Raw genomic sequence first — 19115 nt, forward strand, 5'->3', positions numbered from 1 at the left:
TTCGATTCCGGTTCCGGCGGGAACGTCCCAACCGGGTGGGGCAGGAAAGGGGGATTGCAGACCCGCCCGCCGGGGTTCTCGGGTCCGTGCCCGACGTCCTGATCTGTGGGATGTCCGGCGCGGATCGCGGGGCGCGGGAGCTGCACAGCGCGAGAAGCTGCATGCACGGTATTCGTCCACACCGATCGAGGAGATGATCCGATGACATCCGAGCAGACGCACCGCACGACCACGGAGGCGGGCATTCCGGTCGTCTCCGACGAGCATTCGCTCACCGCCGGTCCGGACGGCCCGATCCTGCTGCACGACCACTACGTGATCGAGCAGATGGCCAACTTCAACCGCGAGCGCGTGCCCGAACGGCAGCCACATGCCAAGGGCGGCGGCGCCTTCGGCCGGTTCGAGGTCACCGGTGACGTCAGCGCGTACACCAAGGCCGTGCTGTTCCAGCCGGGCGCGGAGACCGGCGTGGTGGCCCGGTTCTCGACCGTGGCCGGTGAACACGGCAGCCCGGACACCTGGCGCGATCCGCGGGGCTTCGCGCTGAAGTTCTATACGCCCGAGGGCAACTACGACATGGTCGGCAACAACACCCCGGTGTTCTTCATCCGCGATCCGATGAAGTTCCAGCACTTCATCCGTTCGCAGAAGCGCCGCGCCGACAACAACCTGCGCGATCACGACATGCAATGGGATTTCTGGACGCTGTCCCCGGAGTCGGCGCATCAGGTCGCCTGGCTGTTCGGTGACCGTGGCATCCCGCGCAGCTGGCGGAATATGAACGGCTACTCCAGCCACACCTACATGTGGGTCAACGCCGCCGGCGAACGGTTCTGGGTGAAGTACCACTTCATCACCGATCAGGGCATCGAGTGCCTCACCCAGGCCGAGGCCGATGCCCTCGCCGGATCGGATTCGGACTTCCACGTCCGGGATCTGTGGACCGCGATCGAGCGGGGCGACCATCCGACCTGGACGCTGAAGGTGCAGATCATGCCCTACGCCGACGCGGCGGACTATCGGTTCAACCCCTTCGATCTGACCAAGGTCTGGCCGCACGCGGACTATCCGCTGCACGAGGTCGGGCGGATGGTGCTGGACCGGAACCCGCAGGACTACCACTCGCAGATCGAGCAACTGGCCGTCGAACCGAGCAATATGGTCCCCGGCATCGGCCCGAGCCCGGACAAGATGCTGCTGGGACGCATGTTCGCCTACCCCGACGCACACCGCGCCCGGATCGGCGTCAACTACAACCAGCTTCCGGTCAACAGCACACTCGCCCCATCGCACAGCTACAGCACCGCCGGGCACATGCGCTACCGCTACGCCACCGACCCGGTGTACGCACCCAATTCCAAGGGCGGACCGAGCGCGGCCGCCACCGGCCCGGTGGACAACGGCTGGTACGTCGACGGCGAGATGGTGCATGCGGCCAACACCCTGCACCCCGCCGACGACGACTTCGGCCAGGCCGGGGAGCTGGTGCGCCACGTCATGGACGATGCTCAGCGAAACCGCTTGGTGGACAACGTCTCCGGTCATCTCGCGGCCAGAGTGAGCGAGCCCGTGCTCGAGCGCGCCTTCCGGTACTGGCGCAACATCGACGCCGACATCGGCAACCGGATCGAGAAGAACGTCCGAAACCCGCACAGCTGAGCCGAATCTCGACACCGAAGGTGTAGACCATGACCCTCACGAACGAATCCGTCGCCGGGATCACGATCCCGGACACCAGGCTCGCCCGCGAAACCACCGAAATCGTCCGCGAGAGCACCAGCGAGCTGATCTACCACCATTCCCGTCGCGTCTACCTGTTCGGCAGCCTGCGGGGCCGCAACCGCAACCTGAGTTACGACCCCGAACTGCTGTACATCGGCGCGATGTTCCACGACATCGGACTGAACGAGCGGTTCCACCACAGCGGACACCGCTTCGAGGTCGACAGCGCCGACGAAGCCCGCCGCTTCCTGCGCAGCCACGACGTCCCCGAGGACAGCATCCGCCGCGTGTGGACGGCCATCGCCCTGCACACCACCCCGGGCGTTCCCGAATTCATGGAGCCCGAGATCGCGCTCGTGACCGCGGGCGTCGAGTACGACGTGCTCGGCATCGGCTACCACGACGTCGACGCGGTCGACCGCCGGGCGATCACCGCGCTGCATCCGCGGCCGGACTTCAAACGCGACATCCTGCGGGCGTTCACCAATGGTGTTGCGCCCAAACCGGATACGGCGTTCGGCACGGTCAACGACGACGTCCTGACCCATTTCGTGCCCAGCCACCGGCACACCGACTTCGTCGACATCATCCAGAACTCACCCTGGCCCGACTGACCGAACAGGAGCCCATCATGACCACCATGCAAACCGCCGCCGGATTCCGCGCCTCGGTCCGGCTCAGCGCCCACCTGCAGCGCATTCTGATCGATCTGATCACATTGCAGCTCAACGCAAAACAGACACACTGGAATCTGGTCGGCCGCAACTTCCGCGATCTGCACCTGCAACTCGACGAGATCGTCGATCTGGCCCGCGAATCCGCCGACACCGTCGCCGAACGCATGCGCGCCGTGCACGCGGTGCCCGACGGGCGACCCACCACCGTCGCCGCCGACACCGACCTGCCACAGCTGCCGCCCGGCGAGCAGCACACCAGCACGATCGTGGACCTGATGACCGACCAGCTCCACCGCACCGCCGGCGCACTCCGCGCGGTCCGCGACGAGGTGGACGCCGAGGATCCCACCACCGCCGATCTGCTGCACCAGATCATCGCCGGCATCGAGAAACAGGCCTGGATGCTCGGCTCGGAGAGCCGGAACATCTGATCACTCGTGCGCGCCGAACCGGGGCGCCGAGGAATATCAGGGCTTGTGCGCCACCACTGCGAACATGGTCACCGAGAAGTGATAGTCGCCGGACTCGGTGCCACGCTCGATGTCGGCCAGGACGCGCTCGCGCTGGGCAGCGGTGATCAGCCCGTCGGCGAGGCCCCGTTCGGTGACCGCGGTGTACATCGGGAGTATCGACTCCGGTTCCCAGATCACGGCCTCGGAACCGACGTCGTCGATCACCAGCCCCGCTTCGACCAGTCGGCCGCGCAAATGCCTGCCGGAGTTGCGATTCGGGCTGTTGGTCTCCATCCGCTGCTGCAACGCCGCGATCACTTCCGGATCGCCGGGATGGAAGATCGCGGTGGACCAGTCGCTATCGATCAACACCACGCGTCCGCCCGGTCGCAGCACCCGCGCGATCTCGGCGGTGGCCTTCGCCGGATGGTCGAGGTGCTGATAGACCCGTTCGCAGCGCACCGCGTCGGCGGAGGCGTCCGGCAGCGGCAGGTCGTAGGCCGATCCCTCGATGAACTCGGCCTTCACATCCGCGGCGCGCTCGCGCGCCACCGCGAGCATCGCCGGATTCGGATCGATACCGACGGCCCGTCCGGCCTCGCCCACCAGGGCGGCCATCTCCACGACCTCGGTTCCGGTGCCGGAGCCCAGGTCGACGGCCGTATCCCCGGGGTGCAGGGCCAGCGCGGCACGGGCCCACTCGCGCATCCGCACCACACCCGGTAAGGCGGCCTGGTTGTCGAGTATCCGGACGATCAGGTCCTGCTCAGGGTGGTCGATTCGGTCGATGTGGAAGGACGGGAGGCCCTGTTGATCGCTCACCCACGCCAGTATGCCCGCGCGTGCGGTCGAACACGCTCAACGGCGGGCGGGTCAATACCTCCACCGGGACGCGTCGGTGATCTCTTCGGGCGAGGCGTCGGCGAACAGTGCGATCTCACCGCGCCGGACACTGGCGATGGTGTCGGCGAGTTCGTCGCCGAATGCCGCGCACAGCACGTCATCGGCGGCGAACGCGGCCACCGCGTCCGCGAGGGTCGTCGGCAACCGGGTGATCCTGCGCGCGGATCGGGTGGCGGAGTCCAGCCGGGCCGGGTCCCCGTCGACCGGCTCGGGCAGGGTCGCGCCCGCACGCAGACCCGCCCGGCCCGCCGCCAGCAGGCCCGCCAATGCCAGGTAGGGGTTGGCGGCGGCGTCGAACGTCTTGACCTCGATGTTGGCCGCGTGCTCGCGTTCGCCCTCGCTTCCGGTGATGTACCGTACGGCGGCCTCCCGGTTCTCCAGACCCCAGCATCGGAAGACACCGGCCCAGTGACTCGGCTGCAACCGCAGATAACTCGCCATCGCCGGGCAGCCGACGGCGAGCAGGGCGGGCAGGTGCTCCAGGATCCCCGCGGCGAAGTTCTCCCCTTCCGCACCGATTCCGAAAGGCCCGGGGCCGCCGCACATCCGGTTCACGCCCTCACGCCACAGACTCAGATGTACGTGGCCGCCGTTGCCGACGACACCGGGCACGACCATCGGGCTGAACGTGGCCCGCAACCCGTGCGCGCCGCTGACGGCCCGGACGACCTCGCGCACCAGCACCGCGTTGTCAGCGGTGTGGACGGGATCGCCTGCGGCAACGGATAGTTCGAACTGGCCGACCTCGTATTCGGGATGGATCTGCTCGACGGCGACGCCGCTGTCACGCAACTTCGACACCACGTCGCGCAGGTAGGCAGCCAGCTCGCTCACTCGGGCCATGCCGTAGGCGGGCGCCGAGGTGGCGGGGTGAAAAGCCTCGGGGTCGAGCGGGTCGGGGCGCGCGACGGTCCATTCGAACTCGATCGCGGTGCACAATTCGTAGCCGTCGTCGGCCAGTTCGGCGACGAGCCGGCGCAGCGACAACCGGGGGTCACGCGGATGCGGCGCGCCGCTCTGCGCGTAGCGGTCCGCGGGCGCCCACGCCCAGCCCGGGAGCGCGGCCACCGGGGTGACCCGCTCGACATCGGGGTACAGCCGCAGGTCGCCGGCCGGGCCACCGGCGACATGGTCACTCAGGATGGAGTCGTCGACCAGAAAGGCGTCGAAGACCGGCGAGGCTCCGATACCCCAGGCGGCGGCATGGGAGAACCGTTCCACCGGAACGGCTTTCATGCGGACGATACCGCTGGTGTCGACCCAGGTGACCGCCACGAGGTCGATGTCTCGGGCACTCAGTGTGGCGGCGACGGCGCTCGCCCGATGGGCGCGGTCGCGGCGTAGTTGCTCGGTCAGTGGTTCCATATCGACTCCCCGGAGCACGATGGAAGGCGGCACAACCAGACATTCACCGACAGATCGGCGAACTCGAGACTACGCGCCTACCTGCCGATCGCCCTCGCACTTCGGCGGCCACCATGCCGAGAGAGCGAAACCCGAGGGCCTGCTTCGGCGGTTCGCCTCAGCAGAAATTTGGACATTTCGATGCATAACCGATGCGTACATGCTCTCCGGCGGCGAACCGGAGGCACACGCTGCCAACTCGGCAGCAGATGACCGGGGTTGGCCAAACCAGGAACGAGCCCTCGCCGCACCTCGATACCACCACTGGCCGAAGCCGATGATTTCCATCCGCTGTGCATCGTTCATGCATCGATTGCTGTAGTCTTGGATTCAGACGTCGAGGGAGGACCCCAATGGGCCGAAACGCATCCGACCAGCCCACTCCCGACCTCGGAGAACCGTCCGGCACCCATATCGCTGCAACGCCGACCCGAGGAGCGGACGTGCGCGCCACCGTCGACAGCTGGCTTCAATTATGTTCTCCCGCAAAGCTTCTCACTGACCATCCGATGGACACCGCGGATGGCGTCGCGTGGTGGCGTATCGCGGTGCGAGATCGGGTTCTGACCGAACTGGACGCATTTCTGCGCGAGAACCGGATCGGCGCCGTGCACGGGATCGCGCTCGACCAGATCGCCCGCCGATACGTGGCGGGCGGCAAATGCCTGCGATCGACGTTCATGTACATCGGCTGGTTGTGCGGCGAGGCGCCCGATGCCGCCGCACTGCGAGCCGCCGCCGCGCTGGAACTGGTCCACGCCTTCGCGATGATCCAGGACGACGTGATGGACGAGTCGGCGCTGCGCCGCGGCGCGCCCACGGGACACACCGCCTTCGCCGACGCACACCGGGATCGGCGGATGCCCGGCGACGCAGCGCGTTTCGGCGAATCGGCGGCCGTGCTGCTCGGTGACATCTGTTTGGTGTGGGCGGACAAGATGTTGCGCGACAGCGGGATTCGTCCCGAGTGCCTGCACCGCGTGTGGCCCCGCTTCGACGCGATGCGGATCGAGCTGGCTGTGGGCCAGTTCGGCGACCTGCTCAACGACATCCGCACGGATCCGGATTTCGCACAGGTGTTGGCGCTGGCACGAGCGAAATCCGGCAACTACACCGTGCGCCGCCCGCTCGAACTCGGCGCGGCGATGGCCGGATGCGACGAGGCCACCCTGTCGGCGCTGAGCCGGTACGGGCACGCGGTGGGCGAGGTATTCCAGATGCGCGATGATCTGCTGGGCGTATTCGGAACCGCCGCCGCCACAGGCAAACCCGGTGACGGAGATCTGACCCAGCACAAGGCGACCACCGTCGTGATCGCCGCCCGGCAGTTCGCCGCACCCGCCGCCCGGCGCGAACTCGACACGCTGCTGTCCGCGCCGGTCGTCGATGCCGAGGCCACCGACAGACTCCGGGCCCTGATCACCGCATCCGGAGCGCCCGCTCGCATCGAGGAGATGATCGGCGATCGCCTCGGCGAGGCGCGGCGCATCACCGAGGGCGCGACCTTGCCCGAGCCGATGCGGCGCGTGCTCGACGGTATGGGACTCATCTGCGTCACCCCCCACTCATGAGGAGGAAGCCCCATGCGCACGACCACAGGTCGTAGCGACCGCGTCGTCGTGGTCGGAGCCGGCCTGGCCGGACTGTCCGCGGCGCTGCATCTCACCGGCCGCGGCCGTGAAGTCACACTGCTGGAACGCGATTCGGTCCCCGGCGGGCGCGCCGGTCGCCTCGACGTGGACGGCTACCGCCTCGACACCGGCCCGACCGTGCTGACGATGCCGCACCTGGTCGAGGAGGCATTCGCCGCCGTCGGCGAGCGTATGGACGATCGTCTGTCGCTGGTGCCGGTGGATCCGGCCTATCGCGCCCACTTCGCGGACGGGCGACACCTCGAGGTCCACCGCGACGGTGATCGGATGGCCGCCGCGATCACCGATTTCGCCGGGGCCGGGCAAGCAGCGGGATACCGGCGTCTGCGCACCTGGCTGACCAGGCTCTACCACACCGAATTCGACTCGTTCATCGCCGCGAATTTCGATTCACCGCTGTCGGCGCTGCGTCCCTCGCTGGCCCGGCTGGCCGCACTGGGTGGATTCCGCCGCTGGGACCGCGCGGTCGCAGCGCACATCGATGACCCGGATCTGCGGCGGCTGTTCACCTTTCAGTCGCTCTACGCCGGCGTCGCACCCGGCCGGGCGATAGCGGCATACGCGGTGATCGCCTATATGGACACGATCGCCGGCGTCTGGTTCCCGCGCGGCGGTATGCGGGCGCTGCCCGACGCCCTCGCCGCCGCGGCGCAGGACGCCGGTGTGACGATCCGCTACGACACCGCCGTGACCAGCCTGGAACGCACCGGCTCCCGGATCGGGGAGGTCGTCACCTCGACCGGCGACCGCATCGCATGCGATGCGGTCGTGCTCACCACAGAGTTGTCCGAGACCTACCGGCTGACCGGCCATTCCCCGCGCCGCCCCCGGCGTCCCACGGCGGCGCCGTCCGCGGTCGTGCTGCACGTGGGATGCGAGGCGATGCCCCGGGCAGCGCATCACCACCTGCTGTTCGGTCGCGCCTGGGACGAGGCGTTCGACGACATCATCACCCGCGGCAGCGTCATGACCGATCCGTCGTTGCTGCTCACCAGGCCCACCGCCGCAGATCCCACCCTCGCCCCACCCGGTCGCGACCTGCTCTACATCCTCGCTCCGGTACCCAATCTCGTTCGGGGACCGATCAATTGGGACCGATTCGGTCCCGCCTACGCCGAGGAGATGTTGACCACCGTCCGCGACCGCCTGCCGATCCCGCTGTCCGATCCCCGGTTGCTGCACATCACCACGCCCGCTGACTGGGCCCGGCGCGGCATGCTGGCCGGCAGCCCGTTCGCGTTGGCGCACACCGTCACTCAGACGGGCCCCTTCCGTCCGGCCAATATGATCCGCGGACTGGAGAACGTGGTGCTGGCGGGCGGCAGCACCGTACCCGGTGTGGGCATACCACCGGTGCTGATCTCCGGCCGACTCGCAGCCGACCGCGTCACCGGACCGATACCTTCTGCCCGGCCCGCACGCCGACCTGCCCGCTCGACACCGACCGCCGCCATCATCCGCTGATCGGAAACTCATGCCCCCCAACGTTTTCGTCGACACCGGCCACACCGATGCCCAGTTGCAGCGGTCCTATCGGGCCTGCCGGGCGCTCAACGCACGCCACGGCAAGACCTTCTTCCTCGCCACCCGGTTGCTGGCCCCCGATCAGCGTCCGGCGATCCACGCGCTGTACGGCTTCGCCCGCCGGGCCGACGACATTCTCGACGACATCGACCCGAGCCGTCCGGTCACCGAGCGCGCGGCGCGACTGGATGCGCTCGCCGGGCAATTCATCGCCGAGGACGCCGAGGCGGACGCGGTCCTGCCGGCCGTCCTGCACACCGCACGCTCCTACCGGATCTCTCCGGAACTGTTCGCCTCGTTCCTGGATTCGATGCGCATGGACCTCACCGTCACCGACTATCCGAATCGGCGCGCACTGGACCACTACGTGTTCGGTTCCGCGGAAGTCATCGGCTTACAGGTGCTACCGGTGCTGGGCACGGTATGCCCGGTCGACGAGGCCGCCCCGTACGCCGCCGCGCTCGGAAAGGCCTTCCAGCTGACCAACTTTCTGCGCGACGTCGATGAGGACCTGGTCCGGGACCGGGTGTATCTGCCGGCGGACGAACTGGCCGCGCACGCCGTCGATCGGGATCTGCTGCAGTGGTGTCAGGCGCATCGCCGCACCGACGCTCGTGTCCGGCACGCTCTGATGGCCCAGCACGCGTACACCCGCGACGTCTACAACCAGGCCCGCACCGGTATCGCCCTGCTCGCGGCACGGTCGCGGCCGTGCGTGAGCACCGCGCTGACCCTGTACTCGGAGATCCTGGATCGCATCGAAGACCTGGATTTCGACATCTTCGTGCACCGTGCCCGCGTCGGTACCCCACGGCGCGCCGCGGTGGGCAGCCGCGGCCTGGCCCGCGCGCTGTGGTGCCGGTACGCCCTGCCCACGGCTACGAAACCGGTTGCGCCACAGCCTCCTCGGCTGCTCCGGTGATATTGCGGGTCATCCCGCCGAAGACGAGCGCGTGGAAGGGAACGATGGCCTTCCAGTACAGATGACCGGCCAGGCCGTGCGGTTCGAACACCGCACGCTGCCGGTAGACCGTGCCACGCGCATCCGTATCGACGCTCAGCTCCAGCCACGCCCACCCCGGCACCCGCATCTCCGCGCGCAACACGAGGGTGTTCGACCGTTCGATGCGTTCCACTCGCCACCAGTCCAGCGCCTCACCGGCGTGCAGCCGGTGCGGGTCCCGTCTCCCCCGGCGCAGTCCGGCGCCGCCGGCCACGCGGTCGATCCAGCCGCGCAACGACCACGCCAGCGGAAACGAGTACCAGCCGTGTTCGCCACCGATGGATTCGATCACCGACCACAGCGTCGCCGGATCGGCCCGGGTGTGCCGTTCTCGAACGTCCAGGTAGACCGACCCGCCCGACCATGCGGGATCGGTGGGTAGCGGCGAGGACGGTTCACCACCGAGTTGGTCGGCATCCGACCAGCGGGTGGGGACGTCCAGGTCGCGGATGCGCGCCAGCGCCAGTTCGACCGCGGTGCGATAGCCGATCGGCCCCCTCGCCGGATCGGGTATGTGCTCCGCGATGGCGTGATCCGCACAGGTCACATCGTTGACCAGCGATTCCATCAACGGCACCGCGATCGCCCTGGGCACCGGGGTGACCAGATTGACCCACTGCGCCGACAACCACGGGGTGAGCACCGGGACCGGCAGAATCACCCGCCGCGGCAGCCGCGCCACTTCCGCGTAGTCGCGCATCATCTGCTCGTAGGTCAGGACGTCCGGGCCGCCGATATCGAACGCGCCCCGCACATCCGGCGGAAGTCCCGCCGCACGGGTCAGGTAGTACAGCACATCCCGCACCGCGATCGGCTGGATGCGGTTGCGCACCCAGCGCGGGGTGACCATGACCGGCAGCCGTTCGGTGAGATAACGCAGCATTTCGAAACTGGCAGAACCCGATCCGATGATCACCGCGGCCTGCATCGCGATGGCCGGTACCGACCCCTGGAGCAGAATTCTGCCGACCTCGGCACGGGAGGACAGGTGCCGGGACAGCCGCTGGCCGGGCGGAACGATGCCGCCCAGGTACACGATCCGGCGAACCCCCGCCCGCGCCGCCTGTTCGGCCACCAGCGTCGCCGCCTGGCGGTCGATTTCGTCGAAATCCGCTCGCGTCAGCGAATGCACCAGGTAGTAGAGCACATCCGCATCGGCGCACGCCGCGGCCACATCGTCGACGCAGAGCACGTCACCGCGCAGGACTTCCACCTGGTCGCGCCAGCGGGCGTCGTCGAGTTTGGCCGGTGTGCGGGCCAACACCCGCACCTGGTGGCCGGCGGCCAACAGCTCGGGTACCAGTCGGCCGCCGATGTAGCCGGTCGCACCGAACACCACACATCGCATACCGTCTCCTGATCACCGAATCGGTTACCTGCCGGGCACTTCCACGATCGGCGCCGGATTGTCGTGCACACGCAGATCGCGGGTGAACAGGGCTACCGACACGCCCATCGCTGCGCACCTCCGCTCGCCGAACCTGCGATGGCAGGTGACTCGCACCGAGCTCGACGCATCGCTGTTGCAGCGAATACCGCCCCGAGCGCCCACCACTCCTTCGTTCGATGGGCATGAACGTGACGACCTTCCCAATCCTACAGCAATCGATGCATAATCGATGCATACTGTAGGTATCGCCGCACGCTCCACCTCAACGGCGCGGCCGCCGCAACACTGCGATGTTGCGGTGTCCCGGCCCGCGAAAGGCAGAATGATCGTCATGTCCGATGACTCGCCCCCCGACACCGACGCGACCGGATTCTCGGTACGCACCGTCGCAGAGCGCATCGGCATTCCCACCGCGACACTGCGCAGTTGGAATCAGCGCTACAGCATCGGCCCCTCCGAGCATCGGCGCGGTCGGCACCGCCTGTACTCCGAGGCCGATATCGTCCGGCTCGAACGCATGGTCCTGCTCGTACGAAGCGGATCGAGCCCGGCGCGAGCGGCCGAGTCCGTGCGCGGTCCGCTGTCCGTCGCCGGCGACCACGCCTCCCTTGTCGAGGCCGCCTTCGCCTCCGACCCAGGCACCGTACAGTCGTTGCTGCTGGCCCACATTCGCGCGTCCGGCGTCGTCGACACCTGGGATCGACTGTGCCGCCCGGCATTCGCCGACATAGTCCAGCGACAAGGCGCGGGCGAAGGTTGCATCGACGTCGAACACGTACTCTCCTGGTGCATTACCGCCGCACTGCACCGCGCGATCCCCCCTTCGACCGACACATCCGCGCCCGCTGTCCTGCTCGCCTGCACCAGCGGCGAAGCGCACTCCCTGCCACTCGAAGTCCTGCGCGCAGCACTCGCCGAACGCCGCGTCGCGGCCAATATGCTCGGCCCCAACGTCCCCACCCCGGCCCTCGGCGACGCCCTCGATCGCACCGCGCCGGGCTCGACAGTGGTGCTGTGGTCGCAACAGGAATCCACCGCCCTCCTCTCGGCCGTGCGCAAATGCGCCGAACGCGGCGCCCGAGTCCTACTGGCCGGCCCCGGCTGGCAGGACATCCCCACCCCCGACCCCGCCGAATTCGTCGACGATCTCCAGTCGGCGCTGTCGGAGCTGCTCGGCACCCACATGGCCGAGGTCATCGCATTCGGGAGGTGATCCTCCTGATGCCTCACTCGTCCTGCGGGGTCGCTGATTCGTGCCAGCGGTGCAGCAGCAGCCACTCGATCAGCGTGACGAGGCCGAAAAGGACCAGGGCGATCACGCTCGCGACGATGACGGCGGCGAACAGCTGCGGAGTCTGCAGTTGGTTCGCGTACCGGGTGACCGCGTAGCCGAGGCCACCGGCGCCGCCTCCGATGCCCGCGGCGAACTCGCCGACGATGGCGCCGATCGCGGCCGAACTGGCGCCTATCTTCAGTCCGGTCATGATCTGCGGCACGGCGTGCGGGATCCGCAGGGAGAACAGCTGAGTGCGCGGCGGCGCCCCGGCCATCCGGTACAGCTGCACCAGGTTCCGGTCGGTCGAGCGCAGTCCCTGCAGCGTGTTCGCAGCGATGGGGAACACCGCGAGCATGGCCGCGATGATGATGTTCGTCGCATTGCCCGCGCCGAACCAGACCACGAAGATCGGCGCGACCGCGATGATCGGCACGGTCTGCAGGATCACCAGGTAGGGGTAGACACCGAGCTCCGCGACACGCCACCGCGCCATGACGAGTGCCACCGCGAAACCGCTGACCGCGGCGAGCAGGAATCCGAGATATGCCTCCTCGATCGTCACGATCGTCGGCTCGACGAGGTCGCTCGCGCCGGTTCGCAGTGCATCGAGGACGTCCAGGGGCCCGGGCACGAGATAGGCCGGTTGTCCGGTCACCTTGACCACGAGTTGCCACAGGGCGATCGCCGCGACCGCGAACACCACCGGGATTCCGATGCGGGCCAGCTGTTTGGCCCGGTTGCGCCGCGGCGGCCGTACCAGCTCCCGGTCGTCGGCGACGTCAGGATCTTCCGCCGCTGGTTCCAGCACGGTCGCGGCGGTGACCGGATTCTCTTGCGCCACAGGGACAGAGCGTGTCATCGAACCATTCCTCTACTGCGTACCGGCGAGCATGCCGGCGATCTCGCGTTCCATCTCGGCCAGCGCGTCACGATCACGGGGCGCTGCGGGGTCGGCCGTGGGCGGGCTCGGGGACGTCAGGACCTGCTCGACCCGGCCCGGATGGGCGGCCATCACCACCACGCGGTGCGCGATGTTCACCGCCTCCGCGATGGAGTGCGTGATGAACAGGGCCGAGAAGTCCTGCAACCGCCACAGATCGAGCAGGACGTCGGACAGGTGCGCGCGGGTGAATTCGTCCAGGGCCGCGAAGGGCTCGTCGAAGTACATGATCTTCGGTGCGCTCGTGATCGCCCTCGCCAGCGAGACCCGCATCTTCATCCCGCCGGACAGCTGACGGGGCAGCGCACTCGCGAAGTCCGTCAGTCCGACCGTCTCGATCGCCCGCTGCGCGGCCGAACGACGTTGCTGCTTGGGCATTTTCTTCAGCTTCGCGACGAGTTCCACGTTGCTGCGGACGTTGCGCCACGCCAGCAACGTCGGATCCTGGAACACGTACGCCTGCTCGGTGGCGTGCCGGGTGAGCGTGCCGCGGCTGACCCCGGTGAGCCCGGCGGCCATGCGCAGCACCGTCGTCTTGCCGCATCCGGAGGGTCCCACGATGGACACGATCTCGCCGGTGCTCACCGTGAGGTCCAAGGGCGTGATCGCGTGGTAGCCGTTGCGGAAGACCTTCTCCACCCCGCGGAACTCGAGCATCGGGGCCCGTCCGCGGGTCCCGGAACTCGTTGTCTCGGTGGCGCTGGTCGTCATCAGTACGTGATGGGGTCGTAGGAACCGCTCGGGGCGACCGGTTTCTCGGCGGCGGGCGCGAGATCGCCGGTCACGCCGAAGTCCGCCACATCGTCGACCGAAATGGACTTCTTCACCACACCCAGCTTCTTCATCTGGTCGATCATCGCCTGCCACCGTTCCCGGCTCATCGCGCCGATCTTGCTCGCGCCGTCGCCCGCCAGGATGTACTTGCGCTGCGCGTCCCATTCGAACCACACCAGCGCGGCGTCCAACGTCTTGTCGACGTCCTTGGTCAGATGGTTGTTGACGTCCGTGGCGACCTTGACGTCGCCGACGTAGTCACGCCAGCCCTGGTTGCTCGCGGACACGAACTTCTTCACGATGTCCGGTTGGGTCTTCAGGAAGTTGTCCGTGACGTAGGTGACCGTGTTGTACGGGTTGAAGCCGATGTCGGAGAACGGCAGGAACTTCACCGCCGCACCCTGTTCGTGGGCGACGTAGGGCTCGTTCGAGGCGATGCCCTGCTGGACGAGCTTGTCGTCGTGCAGGAAGTTGGCGAGGCTGCCGGTGTACTGCTGCTGGGCGAAGGTGATGCCGAGCGTCTTCTTCGCCCACTCCGGGCCGAGGACACCCGGCGAGTTGAGCCACGTCATGCCCGCGGTGTCTTTCAGGCTGGTGATGCCGGTGTCCGCGTGCACCATCATGCCGGTGGCGCTGTCCTGCATGATCGCGTTGACGGCCTTCAGGGGGATCCCCTGTTCGCGGGCGGCGACGATCTCGTTGGACCCGGAACCGGTGATGCCGAATTGCACTTTGCCGCTGGCGACCAGCTGCGTTCCGGAGACCTGCGGGCCGCCGGGTTCGATCGTGACGTCCAGGCCCGCGGCCTTGTAATAGCCGAGTTGCTGTGCGGCGTAGAACCCGCCGCTCTCGGCGGTGGGCAACCAGCCCAGGACGACCGTGACCTTGGTCAGCCCGTCCGCGCTCTTGGCAACGGTGCCTGCCGTGCTCGAACAGCCCGTCAGGACGAGAGCCGCGGCGGCCGCGACAACGGCGACGCCACGCAATCTGGTGAGTATCTTCGACAAGGTGATCTCCTCGGTGGGTGATGAACTCGACGCCTGACCCGACTGCTGCGGGTTGCGGAGGTAGGTGAACTTCGTTCGGGCTCAAGGTAAGACGACGGTGTAACGCGATCGTTCGGCGATAATTGCGCCGACGTTTCACACCGACCGGTTCGGTTACTTCCTGAGTCAGCTCACGATCGCGAGCGCTGGATTGACGATGGTCAGCTCGTCGAACTGCTGCTCGCCCACGCCGCGAGCCAGCAGACGGGGACGGATGTTGCTGGACAGGTGGCTCAGCCCCCAACCGCCGTAGTGGGTGAACTGCGGTTTCATCGCGATGTCGTGGCTCATCAGGAGCTGCCCGCCGAAACCGGCGTCCAGCAGCGACAGCAGCAGGTCGATGCGATGATGGTCGAACGATCGCAAGGGATACTCGTCACCCCGGCGCGCGGAGCTGGCCCACTGTTCCATCCCCCAGGTGTCGAGCTCGACCCAGCAGCCGCGCCGGGCGACCTCGAAGGCGAATTCCGGCTCCGGGCGCTCGTCGCAGTGGCTGATGATCAGTTTGGCCGGATCCACGCCCAGGGCCAGTACCTCGTCGATCACCGGCAGCGTTGCGAGTGGATCGGGGTAGATCGTGCGATGGATGTTCAGCGCCAGTCCGGATTCGAGCTGAGCCAGTGCCGCGCCGCGGACCACCTTGCGCTCGTCCGACGTGGCCGGATTGCCGGTGCCGATCTCGCCGATGACACCCGGACGCACGCCGGTCGCACCGGCACCGTCGCTGATCTCCTCGAGCAGCACATCCCGGATCACCTCGGCCGAACAGTGCCGCACGTACGGCGAATGTGAGTGTTCGACGTACTCCCCGCACCCCATCACGACCGTGACGCCGGTCAGTTCGGACAGCGCGCGCAACGCCTGCGGATCTCTGCCATAGCCGGGGATGCCCAGATCGACGACCGTGGTTCCGCCCACGGCCGCGAAACCGGCCAGTTCCTCGCGTGCGACCTCGAAGTCGAGCTGCTGCATCGCCGATCGGTAGGAGAACGGCTCCAGCTGGACCGCCCCGTGCAGCTCCGCCCGATAGGGCCGGGTGTACTTCGTGAGCTGCTCCACGTCGGACGGGTAGATCCACTGTGTGCCCGCGTTCGCGATCAGATGCTCGTGCGGCAGTGTCACGCCCAAGGCGGTGGCCGCCACCGGACCGGTCACGCTCATCACGGACTTCCCGTTGAGCGCGTTCCCACTCACGACTCCACCTCGCCGACGCTCGGCTCCGTCGAACGCGGGACACGCTGTGCCCGTGGTTCGTTCCGCTGCGCTGCACTCACGGCTCCACCTCGCTGGAGTTCGTCGCGCGTAGAGCCGCGCTGTGTTGATCGTTCGCTCATGCGACCGCTCCGGTCTGTGCGGAGGCATCGACCGGCACGCCCGCGCGACGCCGCACCTCGGCGATCAGCTCGGCTTGCTCGGCGGACGCGGTGAGCGCGTTCTGCCTGCCGGTGACCGGGGCGAGCAAGCATCCCGCCACGCCGTCGGTCTCGTGCAGCTCCCGCACGGTCTCGGCGGCGATGTCCAGGCCGGTGTCTTGTGGATCCTTGGCGTGGCGCAACCGTTCGAGGATCTGTTCGGGGATCGAGAACCCGCGCAGCCCCGCGTTCACCGCCCGCGCGATCGGCTCGCTCGGCATGATCGCGACACCGCCGAGCAGTGCGAAGGGACGCTCGTCGCCGCGCAGGGCGTTGACCCCGGCGATGAACTCCCGCCAGCGGGGCAGGTCGAAAATATGTTGCGTGACAATGAAATCCGCGCCCGCACGCACCTTGCGCAGGACCTGCCGCGGGCGGTCGCCCAGTGGCGGCGCGAACGGGTGGGCCACGCTGCCGAGGTGCAGATCGGGTTTGACCTCCACCGCTCGGCCGTTGTCGAATCGGCCTTCGGTGCGCAGCCGGTCGGCGATCGCCAGCAGGCGCGGGCTGTCCAGATCGAACACCGCTGTCGCCGAGGGTGAGTCACCGACCAGAACATGGTTGCCGGTGACCAGCAACGCATCCCGGACGCCGAGACTGGCCGCGCCCAGCAGATCACCTTGTAGGGCAATCCGATTGCGGTCGCGGCAGCCGAAGGTGGGCATCACCTCGAGTCCGGCCGCCTTCAGGTGCGCCACCGCCGCAATGTTTCCCATATGCACGTTGGCGCCGGAGTGATCGGTGACCGACACGATGTCCGCGACGTCCGACACCACGCGGGCCGCTTCGACGAACGTGCTCGCATCGGCGCTGTCCGCGCCGTTCACCTCGGCGATCACGGCGAACCGTCCCGAGTCCAAGCGCTGTTTGAACCGGCTGCCCGCACCGGCGGGGCCCGGCGCGGAAAGATCCGCGAGGAACGCGGTTTCGTCCGCCGCACGCCGCGCCGCCAGGCCGGGATCGAGGAATACACACGTGCTCTCCGGCGCGGTCTCGCAGCCGCCGTCTGCGAAAACCCCGCCGCATGGACCGATTTTCATGGATTTGGGACAGTTATAGTGAACGGGCAGCACGGTCTGCATGGTCGTCCTCGATTCGGATTGTGGAGAGTTCAGCGGAATGGCTGCGTCGTCAGTGCGGGTTGGAGTGGCGGTCCCGGCAGCGGACCGGGATGAAGGATGGATCGGCGGCGCGTGGCACGCGGTCGACCGCCTCACCGCGACCGGACTGGACGTCGAGTCCGCGGTCGGTGACATACCTCGTACATGGCTCGGCCCTACAGCACCCGATGTCGTTGTGCTGCACGGCATCCAGTACTACGACGCGGCGCTCGAACTGCTCGGCGCAACGGAGAGCGCCGTGCGGTCGGTGATCCTCAGCGACGTCCCGCTGGAGTACGCCGACGGCGCCGCGGAGCCGCCGCCCGGCCTCACCCTCGTGGACTGGCGCTGGTGGGTGGGCGCGGAGCACGCGGGCCGGGCCGCGGCGGCGGAGACGACAGGGCCGATCGGTTTCGTCGCGGGGCCCGCGGTGCCGACGCAGCGGCGAACGGCGGCCGCTTTCGTCCGGGGCGTGTCCGATGTGGACGAGCGGCGGTCGGTCATCGTGGTGCACCTGCCCGATTTCCGTGACGTCGACCGGGGTGCGGTGACCGGCGAGCACCTGGTCCGGCATTTCGAGTGCGGCCTCGTCGCGCATTCGGCCGACGAGGCGGGCGCCGCGGCAACGACTGCCGCCCGAGCGCTCGGCGCGCGGACCTACGGATTTCTCACCCCGGTCGGCGACGACGCGGCGAGCATCCGCAGCGCGATCGCGCCGGTGCTGGAAAACTTGGTCCGCACAGCTGTAGCCGGGACGAAACTGCCCGGCGTGCACACGTGCACATGGGAGGCCGGTGAGATCTGGCTCGAACGCGCACCTTCGTGACGACGCCGGGAGTACGGGGAGAAGCACATCCCGAAGGTAAGACAGCGTTGTAAAGGTCTCGGGTCGCAGCGGTTTCGTTCCTGTTGCGTCACAGGATGATTCAGCGAGCACCGGCACATCGGCCGGGTTACCCTGCTTTCTCACCACCAGAGGTACCGCGGCAACCGAACGGGAGCATCGATGGCAGACAGGGCAGGATCCGATTCGCTCCACGAGCAATTGCAGCGCATTTGCCGTGAAGCGGCGGAGCGGGGGACGCCCCTGCCGCCGGAGATCGAACTGGCCCGGCGACTGGGCGTGTCCCGGCCCATGGTGCGCGAGGCGCTGGTGGGTCTGGAAGCGCACGGGCTCGTCGCCCGCCGGGCGCACCAGGGCACGTTCCCCAACGTGAGCGCCTTCTCCGTGGCGTTGCGGATCGACCAGTCCTACGAGCTGTCGACACTGCTCGAGGACGCTGGTTTCGAGGTCGAGGTCGACGTCATCAGCGTCGAATGGTCCACCGTGAACGATGTCGAGGCCGCGGATCTCGCGGTGCCGACCGGATCGGAGTGCCTGCGAGTGGTCAAGCGCTGGCTCGGCGACGGCACGCCCCGGATCGCCGCCGAGGACGTCATCCCCGCACGGCGGCGCGACGACGTCGTCTTCGACACCGAATACTCCGTCTTCGAGATCGTCGAGGTGCTGCGGGGCGAGTCGGTGGAGTGGGAGTCCGCGAAGATCGGGGCGGTGGTCCCCGAGGGCGCGTGGCGTGAGGTGCTGGCACTCGACGATGCCCGCCCGGCTCTATCGATCACGCTGGTGGGAGCTTCGCTGCACGGCACGCGCCTGTACCGGGCGCACGAGTTGCATCTGATGGACGGCGTGGAGTACGGGATGGTCCGCCGGGCCGTCCGTCGCGGGTAGCGCACGGCCGTTTCGTTTCACGGGCATAAACGTCGCGTAATTCCGCCGTCATGGCGCTGTCTGACCATGGATCGCACGCGCGCAGTCGCGGTCGCACACTTGCCCATCGAG

General features: G+C 68.0%; 17 protein-coding genes. 9 read left to right on the forward strand and 8 right to left on the reverse strand.

Going from position 1 to position 19115, the window contains the following annotated elements; all coding sequences use genetic code 11:
- The first annotated feature begins 201 nt into the window (after positions 1 to 201).
- The 3 genes from K7711_RS27670 to K7711_RS27680 are packed head-to-tail and all read left to right on the forward strand — an operon-like array spanning position 202 to position 2830.
- A complete protein-coding gene (locus tag K7711_RS27670) occupies positions 202 to 1659 on the forward strand; it encodes a catalase (RefSeq protein ID WP_222972377.1) in 1458 nt (485 codons plus the stop codon).
- A gap of 29 nt (positions 1660 to 1688) precedes the next feature.
- On the forward strand, positions 1689 to 2336 hold the full coding sequence (locus K7711_RS27675) for an HD domain-containing protein (protein WP_222972378.1): 648 nt from the start codon (positions 1689 to 1691) through the stop codon (positions 2334 to 2336).
- Positions 2337 to 2353: 17 nt separating this feature from the next.
- On the forward strand, positions 2354 to 2830 hold the full coding sequence (locus K7711_RS27680; protein ID WP_222972379.1) for a Dps family protein: 477 nt from the start codon (positions 2354 to 2356) through the stop codon (positions 2828 to 2830).
- A gap of 36 nt (positions 2831 to 2866) precedes the next feature.
- Here K7711_RS27680 and K7711_RS27685 read toward each other — a convergent pair whose 3' ends face one another.
- The gene (locus tag K7711_RS27685; protein ID WP_222972380.1) at positions 2867 to 3673 is read right to left on the reverse strand and encodes a methyltransferase domain-containing protein; all 807 of its coding nucleotides are present in this window, start codon (positions 3671 to 3673) and stop codon (positions 2867 to 2869) included.
- A gap of 51 nt (positions 3674 to 3724) precedes the next feature.
- A complete protein-coding gene (locus K7711_RS27690) occupies positions 3725 to 5119 on the reverse strand; it encodes a type I glutamate--ammonia ligase (protein ID WP_222972381.1) in 1395 nt (464 codons plus the stop codon).
- A gap of 548 nt (positions 5120 to 5667) precedes the next feature.
- On the opposite strand from K7711_RS27690, the gene K7711_RS27695 reads away from it, so the two are divergent.
- Genes K7711_RS27695 through K7711_RS27705 form a run of 3 tightly spaced genes read left to right on the forward strand, consistent with a single transcriptional unit; the run spans position 5668 to position 9256 of the window.
- Positions 5668 to 6729 carry a polyprenyl synthetase family protein gene (locus K7711_RS27695; protein ID WP_222972382.1) on the forward strand — a complete coding sequence of 354 codons (1062 nt, stop codon included), beginning with the start codon at positions 5668 to 5670 and terminating at the stop codon, positions 6727 to 6729.
- Positions 6730 to 6741: 12 nt separating this feature from the next.
- Entirely contained in the window at positions 6742 to 8274 is a 1533-nt protein-coding gene (gene crtI, locus K7711_RS27700; protein ID WP_222972383.1) for a phytoene desaturase family protein, read from the forward strand.
- Positions 8275 to 8284: 10 nt separating this feature from the next.
- On the forward strand, positions 8285 to 9256 hold the full coding sequence (locus tag K7711_RS27705; RefSeq protein ID WP_222972384.1) for a phytoene/squalene synthase family protein: 972 nt from the start codon (positions 8285 to 8287) through the stop codon (positions 9254 to 9256).
- Here K7711_RS27705 and K7711_RS27710 read toward each other — a convergent pair.
- Positions 9213 to 10685, reverse strand: coding sequence for an SDR family oxidoreductase (locus tag K7711_RS27710; protein ID WP_222972385.1), 1473 nt, complete (start codon positions 10683 to 10685; stop codon positions 9213 to 9215). The genes K7711_RS27705 and K7711_RS27710 overlap by 44 nt on opposite strands.
- A gap of 373 nt (positions 10686 to 11058) precedes the next feature.
- Between K7711_RS27710 and K7711_RS27715 the strand changes: the two genes are divergently transcribed.
- On the forward strand, positions 11059 to 11940 hold the full coding sequence (locus K7711_RS27715; protein WP_222972386.1) for a MerR family transcriptional regulator: 882 nt from the start codon (positions 11059 to 11061) through the stop codon (positions 11938 to 11940).
- 13 nt (positions 11941 to 11953) lie between these two features.
- Here K7711_RS27715 and K7711_RS27720 read toward each other — a convergent pair whose 3' ends face one another.
- The 5 genes from K7711_RS27720 to K7711_RS27740 form a co-directional block, all read right to left on the reverse strand.
- A complete protein-coding gene (locus K7711_RS27720) occupies positions 11954 to 12862 on the reverse strand; it encodes an ABC transporter permease (protein ID WP_222972387.1) in 909 nt (302 codons plus the stop codon).
- A 12-nt stretch (positions 12863 to 12874) separates the two neighbouring features.
- Entirely contained in the window at positions 12875 to 13654 is a 780-nt protein-coding gene (locus tag K7711_RS27725) for an ABC transporter ATP-binding protein (protein ID WP_222972388.1), read from the reverse strand.
- Positions 13654 to 14724, reverse strand: a complete 1071-nt coding sequence (locus tag K7711_RS27730) for an ABC transporter substrate-binding protein (RefSeq protein ID WP_222972389.1) — start codon at positions 14722 to 14724, stop codon at positions 13654 to 13656. Before K7711_RS27730 ends, K7711_RS27725 begins: the two co-directional genes overlap by 1 nt.
- A gap of 165 nt (positions 14725 to 14889) precedes the next feature.
- Entirely contained in the window at positions 14890 to 15957 is a 1068-nt protein-coding gene (locus tag K7711_RS27735) for a phosphotriesterase family protein (RefSeq protein WP_222972390.1), read from the reverse strand.
- Positions 15958 to 16093: 136 nt separating this feature from the next.
- Positions 16094 to 17257: a methylenetetrahydrofolate reductase C-terminal domain-containing protein gene (locus K7711_RS27740; protein ID WP_268929471.1), complete on the reverse strand. Its 1164-nt coding sequence runs from the start codon at positions 17255 to 17257 to the stop codon at positions 16094 to 16096.
- Positions 17258 to 17294: 37 nt separating this feature from the next.
- On the opposite strand from K7711_RS27740, the gene K7711_RS27745 reads away from it, so the two are divergent.
- Both K7711_RS27745 and K7711_RS27750 read left to right on the forward strand, forming a co-directional pair.
- A complete protein-coding gene (locus tag K7711_RS27745; RefSeq protein ID WP_222972392.1) occupies positions 17295 to 18101 on the forward strand; it encodes a BMP family ABC transporter substrate-binding protein in 807 nt (268 codons plus the stop codon).
- Between the two features lie 180 nt (positions 18102 to 18281).
- Positions 18282 to 19004 (forward strand): GntR family transcriptional regulator, encoded by a 723-nt coding sequence (locus tag K7711_RS27750; RefSeq protein WP_222972393.1) that lies wholly within the window; start codon positions 18282 to 18284, stop codon positions 19002 to 19004.
- Positions 19005 to 19115: the final 111 nt, after the last annotated feature.

It is taken from the genome of Nocardia coffeae (genome assembly GCF_019890715.1).
Classification (GTDB): domain Bacteria; phylum Actinomycetota; class Actinomycetes; order Mycobacteriales; family Mycobacteriaceae; genus Nocardia; species Nocardia jiangxiensis.

Bases quoted from the DNA above. Each gene is read 5' to 3' on its own strand.
- crtI (WP_222972383.1), top strand. From the start codon at position 6,742: ATGCGCACGACCACAGGTCGTAGCGACCGCGTCGTCGTGGTCGGAGCC.
- K7711_RS27710 (WP_222972385.1), bottom strand. From the start codon at position 10,685: ATGCGATGTGTGGTGTTCGGTGCGACCGGCTACATCGGCGGCCGACTG.
- K7711_RS27740 (WP_268929471.1), bottom strand. From the start codon at position 17,257: ATGCAGACCGTGCTGCCCGTTCACTATAACTGTCCCAAATCCATGAAA.
- K7711_RS27705 (WP_222972384.1), top strand. From the start codon at position 8,285: ATGCCCCCCAACGTTTTCGTCGACACCGGCCACACCGATGCCCAGTTG.
- K7711_RS27745 (WP_222972392.1), top strand. From the start codon at position 17,295: ATGGCTGCGTCGTCAGTGCGGGTTGGAGTGGCGGTCCCGGCAGCGGAC.
- K7711_RS27720 (WP_222972387.1), bottom strand. From the start codon at position 12,862: ATGACACGCTCTGTCCCTGTGGCGCAAGAGAATCCGGTCACCGCCGCG.
- K7711_RS27675 (WP_222972378.1), top strand. From the start codon at position 1,689: ATGACCCTCACGAACGAATCCGTCGCCGGGATCACGATCCCGGACACC.
- K7711_RS27725 (WP_222972388.1), bottom strand. From the start codon at position 13,654: ATGACGACCAGCGCCACCGAGACAACGAGTTCCGGGACCCGCGGACGG.
- K7711_RS27690 (WP_222972381.1), bottom strand. From the start codon at position 5,119: ATGGAACCACTGACCGAGCAACTACGCCGCGACCGCGCCCATCGGGCG.
- K7711_RS27680 (WP_222972379.1), top strand. From the start codon at position 2,354: ATGACCACCATGCAAACCGCCGCCGGATTCCGCGCCTCGGTCCGGCTC.
- K7711_RS27695 (WP_222972382.1), top strand. From the start codon at position 5,668: ATGGACACCGCGGATGGCGTCGCGTGGTGGCGTATCGCGGTGCGAGAT.
- K7711_RS27715 (WP_222972386.1), top strand. From the start codon at position 11,059: ATGTCCGATGACTCGCCCCCCGACACCGACGCGACCGGATTCTCGGTA.
- K7711_RS27750 (WP_222972393.1), top strand. From the start codon at position 18,282: ATGGCAGACAGGGCAGGATCCGATTCGCTCCACGAGCAATTGCAGCGC.
- K7711_RS27670 (WP_222972377.1), top strand. From the start codon at position 202: ATGACATCCGAGCAGACGCACCGCACGACCACGGAGGCGGGCATTCCG.